This window comes from Prosthecobacter sp. (genome assembly GCF_034366625.1).
Classification (GTDB): Bacteria; Verrucomicrobiota; Verrucomicrobiia; order Verrucomicrobiales; family Verrucomicrobiaceae; genus Prosthecobacter.
Window position 1 is genome coordinate 1,232,115 of sequence record NZ_JAXMIH010000006.1, and the last position, 13,935, is coordinate 1,246,049.

General features: G+C 59.7%; 16 protein-coding genes and 1 tRNA gene. 12 read left to right on the plus strand and 5 right to left on the minus strand.

Annotated features, from left to right (window positions below; genetic code table 11):
- Positions 1–72 precede the first annotated feature (72 nt).
- The 6 genes from U1A53_RS07850 to U1A53_RS07875 all read left to right on the plus strand — a co-directional run bounded on the left by U1A53_RS07850 (position 73) and on the right by U1A53_RS07875 (position 5,214).
- Positions 73–1,626: a Gfo/Idh/MocA family oxidoreductase gene (locus U1A53_RS07850; RefSeq protein WP_322280098.1), complete on the plus strand. Its 1,554-nt coding sequence runs from the start codon at positions 73–75 to the stop codon at positions 1,624–1,626.
- Positions 1,627–1,733: 107 nt separating this feature from the next.
- Positions 1,734–2,096: a DUF4870 domain-containing protein gene (locus U1A53_RS07855; RefSeq protein WP_322280099.1), complete on the plus strand. Its 363-nt coding sequence runs from the start codon at positions 1,734–1,736 to the stop codon at positions 2,094–2,096.
- A 74-nt stretch (positions 2,097–2,170) separates the two neighbouring features.
- Positions 2,171–2,671 carry a hypothetical protein gene (locus tag U1A53_RS07860; protein ID WP_322280100.1) on the plus strand — a complete coding sequence of 167 codons (501 nt, stop codon included), beginning with the start codon at positions 2,171–2,173 and terminating at the stop codon, positions 2,669–2,671.
- 11 nt (positions 2,672–2,682) lie between these two features.
- On the plus strand, positions 2,683–4,431 hold the full coding sequence (locus tag U1A53_RS07865; RefSeq protein ID WP_322280101.1) for a prenyltransferase/squalene oxidase repeat-containing protein: 1,749 nt from the start codon (positions 2,683–2,685) through the stop codon (positions 4,429–4,431).
- Between the two features lie 91 nt (positions 4,432–4,522).
- Positions 4,523–4,768 (plus strand): DNA-binding protein, encoded by a 246-nt coding sequence (locus U1A53_RS07870; RefSeq protein WP_322280102.1) that lies wholly within the window; start codon positions 4,523–4,525, stop codon positions 4,766–4,768.
- A 17-nt stretch (positions 4,769–4,785) separates the two neighbouring features.
- Positions 4,786–5,214 (plus strand): hypothetical protein, encoded by a 429-nt coding sequence (locus U1A53_RS07875; protein WP_322280103.1) that lies wholly within the window; start codon positions 4,786–4,788, stop codon positions 5,212–5,214.
- An 8-nt stretch (positions 5,215–5,222) separates the two neighbouring features.
- On the opposite strand, the gene U1A53_RS07880 is transcribed toward U1A53_RS07875, so the two are convergent.
- Together U1A53_RS07880 and upp are read right to left on the minus strand one after the other, a co-directional pair.
- A complete protein-coding gene (locus U1A53_RS07880) occupies positions 5,223–6,149 on the minus strand; it encodes a metallophosphoesterase (protein WP_322280104.1) in 927 nt (308 codons plus the stop codon).
- Between the two features lie 210 nt (positions 6,150–6,359).
- A complete protein-coding gene (gene upp, locus U1A53_RS07885; RefSeq protein WP_322280105.1) occupies positions 6,360–6,980 on the minus strand; it encodes a uracil phosphoribosyltransferase in 621 nt (206 codons plus the stop codon).
- Positions 6,981–7,057: 77 nt separating this feature from the next.
- Between upp and U1A53_RS07890 the strand changes: the two genes are divergently transcribed.
- Positions 7,058–7,531, plus strand: coding sequence for a hypothetical protein (locus U1A53_RS07890; protein ID WP_322280106.1), 474 nt, complete (start codon positions 7,058–7,060; stop codon positions 7,529–7,531).
- On the opposite strand, the gene U1A53_RS07895 is transcribed toward U1A53_RS07890, so the two are convergent.
- On the minus strand, positions 7,528–8,178 hold the full coding sequence (locus U1A53_RS07895) for a DedA family protein (RefSeq protein WP_345786482.1): 651 nt from the start codon (positions 8,176–8,178) through the stop codon (positions 7,528–7,530). The two genes, U1A53_RS07890 and U1A53_RS07895, sit on opposite strands and share 4 nt — an antisense overlap.
- Positions 8,179–8,309: 131 nt before the next feature.
- A complete protein-coding gene (locus U1A53_RS07900) occupies positions 8,310–9,089 on the minus strand; it encodes a hypothetical protein (protein ID WP_322280108.1) in 780 nt (259 codons plus the stop codon).
- 128 nt (positions 9,090–9,217) lie between these two features.
- On the opposite strand from U1A53_RS07900, the gene U1A53_RS07905 reads away from it, so the two are divergent.
- Both U1A53_RS07905 and U1A53_RS07910 read left to right on the plus strand, forming a co-directional pair.
- Positions 9,218–9,703, plus strand: a complete 486-nt coding sequence (locus tag U1A53_RS07905) for a phage regulatory CII family protein (RefSeq protein ID WP_322280109.1) — start codon at positions 9,218–9,220, stop codon at positions 9,701–9,703.
- Between the two features lie 8 nt (positions 9,704–9,711).
- Positions 9,712–10,086, plus strand: a complete 375-nt coding sequence (locus U1A53_RS07910; protein WP_322280110.1) for a cupin domain-containing protein — start codon at positions 9,712–9,714, stop codon at positions 10,084–10,086.
- 40 nt (positions 10,087–10,126) lie between these two features.
- On the opposite strand, the gene U1A53_RS07915 is transcribed toward U1A53_RS07910, so the two are convergent.
- Positions 10,127–10,203 (minus strand) — tRNA-Met (locus U1A53_RS07915).
- Positions 10,204–10,316: 113 nt separating this feature from the next.
- Here U1A53_RS07915 and U1A53_RS07920 point away from each other — a divergent pair.
- The 3 genes from U1A53_RS07920 to U1A53_RS07930 all read left to right on the plus strand — a co-directional run bounded on the left by U1A53_RS07920 (position 10,317) and on the right by U1A53_RS07930 (position 13,509).
- Entirely contained in the window at positions 10,317–11,153 is an 837-nt protein-coding gene (locus U1A53_RS07920; protein WP_322280111.1) for a DUF1080 domain-containing protein, read from the plus strand.
- Positions 11,154–11,236: 83 nt separating this feature from the next.
- Complete coding sequence (locus U1A53_RS07925) at positions 11,237–12,334, plus strand: polysaccharide deacetylase family protein (protein WP_322280112.1); 1,098 nt, start codon at positions 11,237–11,239, stop codon at positions 12,332–12,334.
- Complete coding sequence (locus tag U1A53_RS07930) at positions 12,298–13,509, plus strand: glycosyltransferase (protein WP_322280113.1); 1,212 nt, start codon at positions 12,298–12,300, stop codon at positions 13,507–13,509. Before U1A53_RS07925 ends, U1A53_RS07930 begins: the two co-directional genes overlap by 37 nt.
- Positions 13,510–13,935 lie beyond the last annotated feature (426 nt).

Sequence of the window (13,935 nt, forward strand, 5' to 3'; positions counted from 1 at the left end):
TGGCTAGGCTCGTAAAATCCGTGGCTGTGCTCGTCAGAGTGCGGTTCAGATTGATCCAACCATCTCCATCCCATGCAAACAAACCCAACCCAAACCACCCGCCGCACCTTCATTCGCGGCACTGTCGCCGGAGCAGCCGGCCTCACCGCACTCAGATCCTTCTCCGCACCGCTGGGGGCCAATGGTGACGTCCGTGTCGCGGTCATCGGCTTCAACGGTCGTGGCGCCGGCCACATCAAGAGCCTGGAAGAAATCCCCGGCGTGCGCATCGTCGCTCTCTGTGACGTGGATTCCAACGTGCTCGCGAAAGGCGTCGCCAATCAAGCGAAGAAGAACAACACCGTCACGGCTTACACCGATTACCGGAAGCTCGTGCTCGACCCCGAGGTGGACGCCGTCACCATCGCCACGCCGAACCACACGCACACGCTCATCGCCATGACCGCCATGGCCGCAGGCAAGCACGTCTATGTGGAAAAGCCCGTCTGCCACAACATCTGGGAAGGCCGTCAGCTCTTGAACGCCGCCGAGAAGGTCGCGAAGAAGGGCCTCGTCGTTCAGCACGGCATGCAGCGCCGCTCCAGCCCCGGCTGGCAGCAGGCCATGGACTGGGTCAAGGAAGGCCATATCGGCAAGGTCACGCTCTCTCGCGGCCTCAATTACAAGTCGCGCATTTCCACCGGCAAGGTGGCCGCGCCCGTCGAGGCCAAAGACGGGGTGATCAAGGGCACGTTCCACGATCTGCGCAACGTCAAGACGGATCCCAAGGGAGCACCACAGGACGTGGATGTGGACTACAAGCTGTGGGCCGGTCCGCGCGGCATCGGCCCCGTGAGCCGCACCCAGTTCCATTATGACTGGCACTGGCAGTGGGCCTTCGGCAACGGCGACATCGGCAACCAAGGTCCGCATCAGACCGATGTGGGCCGCTGGGCGCTGGGCAACCCGGAATTGCTGCCCAAGCGCGTGATGAGCTTTGGCGGACGCTGGGGCTACGAAGACGATGGCGAGACCGCCAACAACCAGCTCGCCTTTTACGATTATCAGCCCGCGCCGTTCATCTTCGACAACCGTGGCCTACCCTTGAAGGACATGGACTGGAGACTGGAGCCGGTTTACCGGGTCAATGGCAAGACCGCCGCCGCGCGTGTCGGCAACGTCATCCATTGCGAGGGCGGCTACGTCATCGAGGCCAAGGCCTACGACAACGAGGGGAACACCGTCATGAAGTTCGACAACTTCAATGACGGCCCGGATCACATGCTCAACTTCATCAAGTCCGTGCGCGAAGGGAAGCTCATCAATTCCAACCTCCATGTCTCCCACGGCTTCCACGCTGCCTCGCTCGCCCATCTGGCAAACATCTCTTACCGCCTCGGCAAGGCTGTGGGCGTCGATGAGGTCAGGGAGCGCATCAAGAACGACAAGGCCGGTCTGGAAACCTTCGAGCACTTCGTGCAGAACCTCGTGGACAATAAGATCGACCTCAACGTGGACAAGATCAACGCCGGCCCTTGGCTCGACTTCGACCCCGTCACCGAGAAGTTCACCGGCGAGTTCGCCGAGGAAGCCAACAAGCTCGCCACGGAGAACTATGTCGAGGAGTTCAAGCTGCCGGAAGTTTAGCCAAACTTAAAACGAGCTTCCAAGTTCGTTTTCCAACGCGGAGCCGGGAAACTGGCTCCGCGTTTTTTATTTGGACTCTCCGTTCTTCGCACTACGCTCTCCCCGCCATGGAATCTCCCACTCCACCTCCCGCCCTGCCTTCGTCCGCCGTCACTCAGGATGAAAAGACGCTCGGCATCGTCATGCACGTGCTCTGTCTCGTCGGTTTTCCGCTCATCGGCCCGCTCATCATCTGGCTCATCAAAAAAGATCAAAGCCAGTACCTCGATCTGCAAGGCCGTGAGCTGCTGAACTTCCAGATCAGCTACTTCATCTACGCTTTTGTTGCCTTCCTGCTGTGTTTTGTGCTCGTTGGTGTCGTGCTGCTGCCGGTGATTGCCATTGCCATGATCGTGCTCACCATCATCGGCATCGTGAGCGCCGCCGAGGGGAAGGTGTATCGCTTCCCGCTCACGATCCGCATGCTTTGAGCCTCCAGAGCCAAAACGGTTGCGACTCCAGTGCCGCGATGGTAGCAGAGCGCCCCCCGTTTCCAAAAAACCAGATGCGACCCAACCAACTTCTTCAAGCCATCGGCGCCGAGCTGCGCATGCAGATCATGACCTACCTGCAGACCGAGCAGCGTGCCGCGTACAAGGCCGTCATCGACTCGCTCGCGTCGGCCAGGCGTCTGCGCCCCTCCTTCATTCTGGAAAAATCCCGCGCCAAACAGGCCGAGTGGCTGCTGGAGCAGCTCAACACGAAGTCGAACGAGGAAGTCACCACGCAAATCTTCCAGATCTGGCTGCTCAAAGGCCAGGCGCAGATGCTCATCACCTTCCTCGATGCCGCCGCGATCGCGCATGACGGCAAAGGCGAGGTCACCGAACTGCCCGAAGTGATCGCTGACGACAAGGCCGAGGCCTCGGTGACCGCCTTGCTCGCCGCGTATCCTGCCAAGCAGGTCGCGTTGTATCTCCACATGTTTCAGCAGCAGCGCCCCGGCGGTTGGGATTCCATCACCAAGGCCATTGAGGCGCGCCCTGAGCTGAAACTCGAAGCCTGAGATCTGGTGCCATGATGGACGCCCTCGACAGCGCCATCGCCAATACGCACGCGCATCTCGAGTCGCTGCGTCACGCACGCGGCCACTGGGAGGGACATCTTTCCAGCAGCGCACTCTCCACGGCGACCGCCATCGTCGCGCTCTCGCTCGTGGATCGCGACAAACACGCCGCTCACATTGCCAGCGGCGCGCAATGGCTTCGCGATCATCAAAACGCCGACGGTGGCTGGGGCGACACCACGCTCAGCAAAAGCAATCTCTCCACCACGCTGCTCTGCTGGAGCGCGCTGCATCTGGTCGGGACACGCAGCACCGCGTCCGACGCATGGATCATCGCCCGCGTTGGTTCGCTCGAACCACAAGACATCGCCAAAGCCGTCATCGCCCGCTACGGGAAGGACAAGACCTTCTCCGTGCCGATCCTCATGCTCTGCACCTTGTGCGGCACCTTGGGGAAGAACGGCTGGCGTCATGTCATCGCGCTGCCCTTCGAACTTGCCGCGCTGCCGCGCACCTGGTTTGGCGCGATTGGTCTGCCGGTCGTCAGCTATGCATTGCCAGCCTTGATCGCCATTGGCCATGCGCGTTTTCATCATGCTCCACCCGCATGGTGGAATCCGCTGCGCTGGATTCGTGCGCTCACCTGGCCGCGCATTCGCCCCATGCTGCAAACGTTGCAGCCCGGCAGCGGCGGTTATTTGGAGGCCACACCGCTCACGAGCTTCGTCACCATGGCGCTCGCCGGTGCCGGGCAGCTTGATCATCCCTGCTTGCCGCTTGCCGTCGAATTTCTCACTCGCTCCATGCGCGACGATGGAAGCTGGCCCATCGACACCAATCTCGCCACCTGGGGCACCACGCTGTCGATTCGTGCTCAAGAAGGGAGCGCGGACACTCCTGTCCGCAGTTCCGCCTCCCAGTGGCTCTTGTCCCAGCAATACCGCGAAACGCATCCCTTCACCAACGCCCCGCCCGGCGGCTGGGCCTGGACCGACCTTCCCGGCGGCGTGCCTGATGCCGACGACACCTCCAGCGCCCTCATCGCGCTCAAAAAAATCGGCCACACCGGCGACTTGGCCATTCAACACGGCATCACCTGGCTTCTCGACCTGCAAAATCGCGATGGCGGCATCCCCACCTTCTGCCGTGGCTGGGGCGCGCTGCCGTTTGACCGCAGCACACCGGAAATCACCGCTCATGCCTTGCTCGCCTGGTGGACGTGGCATGATGAACTTCCGCCGGCGCTTCAAACCCGCACCGTTCAGGCCACACAACGCGCATTGCGTTATCTCCAACGCGTGCGCACCGCTGAAAATGCCTGGCTGCCGCTCTGGTTCGGCAACGAGCACACGCATGACGAATCCAATCCCGTCTATGGCACCGCCCAGGTCGTCCACTACCTCGGAGAAAATGCCCAACTCGCCGCTCAGGCCGGCGATTTGATCCAATCCGGCCTCGGTTACCTCCACTCCGCTCAAAAGGCCGATGGCTCCTTCGGTGGCGATGCCTCAGCGCCTCCCAGCATCGAGGAAACCGCCATCGCTCTGCATGCGCTCAGTCTTTCTGACTCTCCGCCCTCCGCCCTCCGCCCTCCGCTGGCCTGGCTCCTCACCGCCACGCGTCACGGCACCCACTTCCCCCCCGCGCCCATCGGCCTCTACTTCGCCCGCCTTTGGTATCATGAGCAGCTTTATCCGGTCATCTGGACGCTCGGGGCTTTGCAGGCGGCGCGAAAGGTGATGGCTCGTGAGAAGCATTGACAACGCAGGGCCGGCTCCTAGAATCGGCCTCGAAATTCACCCCGAAACAACAGCACAGGAATCGTCAGGCAGTTAGTGGAGGTTAACCGGCATGAGGAACACAGAATTCGAAGACGAACGGCGTCCACCACCCAATCCGCCGTTGCATTCCGAAAAGATCGTCACCGACCGGAAGATTTTCTTCCTCGATCTCAAGGAGAACGACCGCGGCAAATTCATCAAGATCACCGAGGACGTGCGCGGCCGCCGCGACACGATCATCCTCCCGATCGATGCCGCCCAGGAGTTCATGGACGCCATGATGCGCACCCTGGACGCCGCCGGTGTGGATGAGTGAAAGTACATCGGACACTCATGTCCGACGATCCACGCATCTCAAAAAACAAGCGATTAACCAAATCGATGAGGTTCCGATCTGCATTGTCGTGGCTGCTGCTTGGAATGCTGGCCGCCGGACTGCCTCTGATCTTGGTATTGGGAAAAACTCAGCATCACTATTCCGAGATTCGTACCTTTTTTGAAGGCACGCTGGGCATTCAGAAAGTTGTCGGAATTACTTTCACCGAATCTCATGGTTTCAGCATCATGGAACGGTCAAAGTGGAAGGTTCAGCTCACGAATGCAGTTGGATCGAGCATCACGATCTACGAAAAGAGTTCTGAATTTCAGGAGAATGTGCCCCACCAACCTGAAATCGAGATCAAGGATGGCCAAATTCACATAGATGATGGCGAAGAGAATTTTGTGATCACGGTTCAACAAACTGCAGCAACCGCACACTGACCAGCTCGCTACACGAACTTGATCACCTGCTTCTGCCCGTGCTCCTCATGCGCGGGATTGAGGGCGCGGAGCTCGAATTCGGCGCGGTCGGAGTTGATGCGCACGATGACCCAGCCGTTGGGACGCTTGGGATCGAAGGTGTAGGCGATGGGGGGCAGGTTGATGAGCGGGAGGCCGGTCTTCTCGTGCTTGGACTTCAACCAGGTGTGCGTGTGGCCGTAGATGAAGCCTTGCACCTTGGAGTAGGAGGCGAGCAAATCGAACAAGGTGTCGCTGTCCTGCAGGCACAGGCCTTTTTTCTTCTCGTCCATGCTGGCCTGGATGGGATTGTGATGGGCGACGATGAAGGTGGGTTTGTCGGGTGAGTTGCGCAGCTCGCGCTCGATCCACACGAGCTGGGCCTCACCGAGCATGCCGGGGGTTTTATTCACGAGGTCGAGCGAATCGAGCAAAATCCAGTTCACCTGGGCGCTGGTGACGGTGACGACGTGCTTGTCCGGCACATTCATCGGGCGTTCGGCGTTCGGCGGCGGCGGGCCGATGACGGCATTGAGGAAGTTGGTGCGGTGGTCGTGGTTGCCGAGGGTGCAATGCACCTGGATCGACTGCTCACGCAGCGGCTGCATGCAGCGCAGGAAGGTGACGTAGTCCTCGCTGATGCCTTCCAGGTAGGCGCAGTCGCCATTGACGATGAGGCCGAAGGGTTTCTGGCCAATTTTGAGCACCTGATTGGCGCAGCGGCGCAGGTTTTCCGCCATGCAGACGCCGCGCACGTTGAGTGCTTCATCGGCGGCGACGTGCGTGTCTGAAAACAGCACCCAGACCTGCTCAGGAATCTCGAGGGCAGGCAGTTGCGTGGCCAGCGCGCCAAACGCGGCGGCCGTGCCGCGTTGCAGAAAGTCGCGGCGGGTCAGTGGGGGAAGGGTGATGGGCATGGGGAAAAAGAAAACGCTGTGACAGGGACAAATCGTGCTGATCCAGAATGGAAGACATGAAAAACGGAGCCTGCTTGAATTTCAACGCGAATGGCCGCGAATCACCGCGAATGTTCACGAATGCAGCGCATCAGGTTCAGATTCGCGGCCATTCGCGGAACATTCGTGCCTATTCGCGTTTTATGGCTGGTCCAGTTCCTCCATTTCAACTCACGTCCCGAAGTACCGGTCTCCCGCGTCACCGAGACCGGGGACGATGTAGCAATGCTCGTTGAGACCATCGTCGATGGCGGCGGTGATAATGGACACGTCGGGATGGGCGCGCGCCATGGCGGCGAGTCCCTCCGGACAGCTCACGACGCAGATCATGATGATGCGCAGCGCCCCTGCTTCCTTGAGCTGGCGCGCGGCCTCGCACGCGCTGCCGCCGGTGGCGAGCATGGGATCGAGCAGGAACACGTCCGCCGCGCCGAGGTTGGCGGGCAGATTGGCATAGTAGGGCTGCGGCAGGGCGGTCTCCTCGTTCCGCTTGATGCCGACATGCGCGACGATGGCCTCCGGCACGAGCGGCAGGATGCCATCGAGCAGGCCGAGGCCGGCGCGCAGGATGGGCACGCAGACGAGCGGCCGTGCGAGCTGCACGCCGTGGGTCTGCGTGAGCGGCGTCTGCACGCTGATCTCCTGCACTGGCAGTTCCCGCGTGGCTTCGAGGAAGAGCATGCGCGCCAGATGGTTCAGATGCCGCCGGAAGTCGTGCGAGGGCGTGCTGACCGCGCGAATGGCCGTGAGATGGCACTGCGCCAGAGGATGCTGAACGACGACGGGCTGCATGGGGCGCATTGTGTCGCGTTTGCCTGCGCTGGCAAAGTTTTCCACCACCGGATTGACGTTCGTGATACGATAGGGGCATGAAAACACGTCTCTGTGCGCTTGCCCTCGGACTCCTTGCACTGTCTTCCTGTGAAACACCCACTGCGCAGGACGGATCGAGCTACTACTACCCCTCCTCCAATCGGACGCCTCCGCCCGCCAGCACGACGACCACGGCCAGCAACCGCGCGCCGGTGCCCCGAGGCGGTTACGCGCCTGGATCGGGACCGACGGCGATGCCACAGGGCAATCAGTTCATGTATCAGCAGAATGAATCCGGCCCGTTCGGCACGCGCAGCACCAGCACGGTGATCCAATCCTCTGGAGGAGTGCAAAGCTATCAAACCATCGGCGGCATGCCGGTGTATCCCGGCGCGCCGATTCCCGGCTACATGCCCAATCAGCCGTACCTGGGCGCTCCCACCTCACAGCAGCCGGTGTACGTGCCCGGTGTCGGCGGCAATCCGGGCTACTACCTCAATCCCAGCACTGGCATGCGCGTGCAGCCTTAGTCCTGGCTGTTTTGCCTGGCGCGCTTCGCTTCCGCACGGTGCCTGAGCACCTCGATCACGATGGGCAGCACGGAGACGACGATGATGAGCAGGAACACCAGCTTGATGTTGTTTTTGATGATCGGGATGCTGCCGAGGAAGTAACCGGCGATGCTGAAGCTCAGCACCCAGAACAAGCCGCCGCCGAGGCTGTAGCAGAGGAAGCGGCGGTAATCCATGCGGCCAAAACCTGCGGTGAAGGGCGCGAACGTGCGCACGATGGGCACGAAGCGGGCGAGGATGATGGCCTTGCCGCCATGCTTCACGAAGAACGCCTCGGTCTTGGCGAGGTAGTCACGCTTGAACCAGCGCTGGCCCACGATCCAGCCGCCGGCCTTGCGTCCGATCCAGTAGTTCAAATTGTCGCCGATGATCGCGGCGCACATCAGCAGCGGGATGATGTACTCGATGCGCATGAAGCCCTGCGCGGAAAGCGCCCCGACGGCGAACAGCAGCGAATCGCCCGGCAGAAACGGCATCACCACCAGGCCGGTCTCGCAGAAGATGATCGCGAACAGCAGCCCGTAAATCAGCGCTCCGTGCTCCAGAGCGAAGGTTTGCAGGTGTTTATCGACGTGCAGGACGAAATCGAGAAGCTGGGAGATCATGCAGGGCGACTGTCCGGCGTCAGGACGGTGCGGCAAACGAAAACTCATGCCGATCCCGGCATCTCAAACAAAATGGCCGGAGCGTGGTGCTCCGGCCATTGCGTGTTGAATTTGTGGAACGGTGAGGCGGCTTATTTCAGCTCCATCTTCACGGTGCCCTTGCCTTCGATCTTGATGCCTTCGACGCCTTTGAATTTGTCGGCGGCCTCGGCCATGGAGAGGTTCTGCTCGGCGGACTCCATGAAGCCCATGAAGTTCTCCGGCTTGTCCATGAGCTTGTCGATCTGCATGTCGAGAACGGTCATCGTGTCACCAGCGAAATGCGTGGCGTCGGAGCTGGCGACGCCGCCCGGGGCCTTGATCTCGGCGGTCATGCGCATGCCGGCGAACATCGGTTTCATCATGGCCATCTGCGCCATCATCTGCTCCTTCGGCACCGCAGGTTTCTCGGACTTCGGCTTGTCGGACTTTTTGTCCACCGGCAGTGTCATCGTGAGTGTGGAGCCGTCCAGCGCGAAGGTGGCGGGCTTTTCCTCTTTCCCTTCCTTCGATTTCGCGCCGAAGGGCGTGTACTTGAGCTTGCGGATATCGGCCACCGCGTAGGTCACCTTCACGCCACCACGACCATCGGGCAGCTTCACGTCTTCGTGTGACTTCACTGTCACGCCTTCACCGAGCTGTTTCGCACGCTCTTCGGCTTTCGCCTTGTCGGGAACGAGGTCTTTCATCGAATCGGCTCCGCCAGCGCCGCCGCCCTGCGCCATCATGGCCTGGAGCTGAGCGCCGAGCAGCGCGGTTTCTTCGATCGTGGCGGTGCCGTCCTTGTTCACACTGACGACTGATTTGACTTCAAGGCAGGAGGTCAGGATGAATGACACCGCCGCGAGGAGGAGGAGGTTTGGAATTTTCATGGGCGTCCAGCTTACGCGGGAGGCGCTTTCTGCTACAAGTCCAAAGATCGCCGCCGTGTGACATTTGCCATGCCAGAACGGCAAGGATGCTGCTTGCCAAACCGCTCCGCTTCTGAAACAAATCTGGCATGGACTCCCATGAAGTGATCAGCAAGGCCGTCGAGAACACCAGCTTCAAGGAGGTGGCCGCGCAGATGGGCGTGTCCCTCTCGCTCGCTTACAAATGGTCCCAGCCCGATGAGATGCAGGGCAGCGGCACCGCGAACCCGCTCGACCGCGTGCGCCAGCTCTTCGAGATCACGCAGGATCCGCAGCTCATCCAGTGGCTCTGCCACAAGGCGAACGGCGTCTTCGTGCAAAACCCCGCCGGTGGCGGTCCGCGCGGCATGGAACTCATGCCCGCCACGCAGGAGATCGTGCAGCAGTTCGCCGATCTCCTGACTGCGATCAGCAAGGCCGCCTCCGACAACCGCATCACGATCGAGGAGGCGGAGCACATCCGCAGCGTGTGGGATGAACTGAAGCGCTTCACCGAAGGCTTCGTGCGCCTCTGCGAGAAAGGCGATTTTGTGCACCTTGCTGAGGAGATCAAAGCCCATCGCGCTGGGAAATAGCCAATCTCATGATCAAATCACCCACAGGTCCGCTGCTCGTTCGCCACGAAGGCCACACGCCGCGTGAACGCAGCACCTGCGGCTGGCGGGATCGTCTCATCAGCCGCGAGGACGTCGATCTTTCGCCCGCCGCCTGGGCGCATGCCGTGGACATCGACGGCGCAAAGCTTCACTACCACAAACGCTCCACCGAGCTCTACTACGTCCTCGACGGCGGCGGTTCCGTCATGCTCGACGGCGTCGAACAACCCGTCAGCAAAGGCTCCCTCGTCCACATCCCCCCCGGTGTCGTCCACGGCGCCCGCGGCAAGATGCGGGTTCTCGTCGTCGGCATCCCTGACATCGCGGAGGATGATTATTTTGAGGTGGAAGGGCAGTCGTGACAACAAAAAGCCCGCAGCGATTGCTGCGGGCGTTTGAAATTGGTTGCGGGAGTAGGATTTGAACCTACGACCTTCAGGTTATGAGCCTGACGAGCTACCGGGCTGCTCCATCCCGCGATTTGATGGAACGAGAGTGTCCGCTCTCTCAGGCGATTGGCAACCTCTTTTTCCCATTACTTCACCGCTTGTGCTGCAACATCGGATGCGGCCTCTCGTTTGCTGCATCCCTCATGAAAATCATCGCTTCCACTCTCGCCTTCGCCCTGACCGGCATCGCCGCCTTCGCTGCGGACCCCAAACCGGCTGCTCCGGCGGCTGAAAAGCCCTCGCCCATCGGTTACTCGGACACGCCGGTGATTCCCGGCACGCAGTGGAAGGTGCATGACATCGACCGTCCACGCCCGAATGCCGTGGCCCCTGGCGAAAAACCCGGCGCACCACCTTCGGATGCGATCGTGATTTTCGACGGCACCAACACGGACGCCCTCCAGGCGAAGGAGAAGGACGCCAAGGGCAAGGAAACCGGCAAGATCATTCCGTGCCCGTGGCCGGTGGACAGCGGAGTGATGATGATTTCCGGCGGCGACTGCTGGACGAAGCAGGAATTCGCGAGCTGCCAGCTTCACTTGGAGTGGATGAGTGAGCCGAACACGAAGGGCAATTCGCAGAAGAAGGGCAACGCCGGCGTGTTTTTCATGGACCGCTACGAATCCCAGATGCTCGACTGCGACAACAACCCGACCTACGCCGACGGCATGACCGGCGGTGTTTACGGCCAGACGCCGCCGCTGGTGAACGCCGTGCGCCCCGCCGGCCAGTGGCAGGTCTATGACATCATCTTCACCGCCCCCAAACTGGAAGGCGGCAAGGTCGTGGAGCCGGCCTACATCACCACCTTCGTGAACGGCATCTGCGTGCAGAACCACACGAAGATCATGGGCCCGACGAAGCACAAACAGGTCACTGATTACACCGGCGAATTCCCTGAGAAGGCGCCGATCCGCATCCAAGATCATAAAAACGACCCGCCGGTGCGTCTGCGGAACGTGTGGATCAGACCGCTCTGATTTTTCCAGCGAGGACTTTTGCACAAGGTCGGGGAGCTGCACTCTCCGGCCTTGTTGCTTTTATGCGATAAGCATCAAGCTTGGTGAAGTTAAAAAGCCACTCCGCTGTCATCGCCTTGCCTCTTTCTTTCTTCTACAACCGTCTCGCTAAAGCTGTGTTGGTGGACAGCGGTTTTGCGGCCTTCGCACGCACCCGGCATCCTTCGAGAGCTGCGATTTTGACTTTTCATGGCCTTTGTGAGACTGCGGACGATGCCGACAGCCTTGAATGGTATCTGCATCTGCCGATGGACATCTTTGAAGGCATTTGCAGGCTTCTAAGGGACGAATTCCGGGTTGTTCGGTTGTCAGACCTGATTGACGCGCATGCTCGTGGCGTTCGTTTGCCCGACAATGCGGTGGTCATCACCTTTGACGACGGTTTTGCCTCCAATCACGCGCTGGCCTATCCCATTTTGCGAAAGTTTGGCCTGCCAGCCACCATCCATGTCGCCACCGGGTTTCTTGCCGGGGAGGATGTGTTGTGGTTCCAACGCGTGGATCTGGCATTGAGCCGCACGCAGAAACCGCAGCTCGATTTCAAGATCAACGGCAAGCTTCTGAGCCTGCGGTTTGGCAATCACGCGCAACGCCTGCAATCGCTCTTATGCCTGATGCCGGAATTCAAACGCTTACCCGATGTCGAACTGCGTCGAGAGGTGGACCGACTTGAAGCGGCATTGGAGGTCAAAAAGCCGCAGGTCGGGGATCTTCCAGAACGGATGCGCCCGATGTCCTGGGACATGGCGAGGGAAATGTCCGCCAGTGGTCAGATCGAGATCGGGGGACATACTATGACGCATCCGATTTTGGCACGATGCGATGCCGCCACGATGCGCACGGAAATCGTTACATGTCGCGACCGCATTCATGATGAGCTTGGGAAACCACCCGTCAGCTTCGCTTATCCGAACGGCACGGCAGATGATTTCACCTGTGAAACGATGAATATAGTGCGGGAAGCCGGGTTCAAAGCCGCCTGTTCGATGATTGAGGCGCGTGTTGATGAGCAGACGTCCGCCTTTCGGCTTCCTCGCTATGGTGCTCCTTGTTCTTCTTGGTGGGCTAATGCCGTGGTCTCCGGGGTGTTTGAAACATTTCAGGAATGGAAAAGCCGGTTCAAAATGCTGTCGCAGACATGAAGATGGACGTTTCCAGCGCTGAGGGCAGAGACATGCGTCCCACCATACTCCATTACACTTTCCACCTCGGCGGTGGTGGAGCCGAGGCGATGCTGATGAACCTGGTCGAAAAGCTCGACCCCTCGCGGTTTCGCAGTGTTGTGGTGGCCGTCAATACCACACCGTGGCCGGATTTGGTGCAGCGTCTCGTCGCAGCGGGAGTGACGCTGCATTCCTTGGAAAGCCTCTCGTTTGGTTCATTTGCCAGACTGTGTGCCATTTTGCGCGCAGAGAGGCCTGATATCGTGCAAACTTGGATACAACAGTCTGATTTTGTCGGAGGCTGGGCCGCCCGGCTGGCGGGAGTTCCGAAAGTCATCTGGAGCATCCACACGCTGGAGACATTTCACGACCCAAAGGAAAGCCGGTTCATGATTGCCTCCCTGCGCTGGGCGCTGGTCATTAGTTCTCGTTTTATTCCGAGCCGAATCATCTCCTGTTCCGCGGCTGCTATCGAAACGCATGCAGCCATGGGCTATCCACGTTCTAAAATGCACTGGATTCCCAATGGCATCGATACTGAACGATTTATCCCTGATGCAAAGGCCGCATTTGCTACCCGTGCGGAATTGCAACTGCCATCAGATGTGCCGGTGATCGGCTTTGCAGGGCGTTTTCACGGAGCCAAAGATCTGACCACTTTTTTGCGTGCGACAGCTTTGTTGCAGTCGCGCATTCCTAGAGCGTATTTTTTGCTCTGCGGTGGTCTGGAGTCTGATTTGAGCGATAAGGAGCGTGCAGCCTTCGCATTGCTGCCGTCTCCTGGCCAGGTGCGCTTCGAGGCGTTTCGCACGGATCCTTGGTGCATCTATCCGGCGTTGGATGTTTATTCGCTTTCCTCACGCAGTGAAGCATGCCCCATGAGCATTATTGAAGCGATGTCCTGCGGTGTGCCTTGTGTGGCCACGGACGTTGGGGATTGCGCGTTTCTGCTCGAAGGTGCTGGCTGTGTCGTGCCTGCGGGTGATTCGGAAGCGCTCGCGAATGCCTGGGAACAAACATTGCGACCAGGTAGGGAGTCAAAAAACGAAAACGCCACACGGTTGCGTTCGCGAGTGCAGGAGCGCTTCAGTATCGCACAAGCAATCGGCAGCTATGCAGAGACCTATTTGCGGCTGCTGGGCAAGTGGAAATAAGTGGTCCAAAGCAGCTCGAAGGGAAGTCCTCTGACACGGTTGTGAAAATGCTACAGCATGGGCTTTTGGAGGGTCGCACGTTGCCCTACATCATCGTGGCGCGCATAGATTGTACGCCCAAGGCGGCCGCCGCCTCATCGAGGTGTCCGGTAACACCTACTGCATTTTGGCTTCGCGCCGCCCCACGGCGCTCACTTCCCTGCAGGAACAATCATCCGCAGACGAGCACGCCAATCAGTGCTCTACATCGCCCCAATCTGGGTAAGAGCAAAAAGCACAATCCCTTGATGGGCAGTGTTTTGGAGTGGCGAAAACGAACTTCGTCGAAATTGACCTACGTTCACCCGTCTCCGCCACAAGCGAACTCCAGTTCTCAGCCCACTTTGGAGCCAAGATAATTATACAGTAATTATGATTATTCTATTG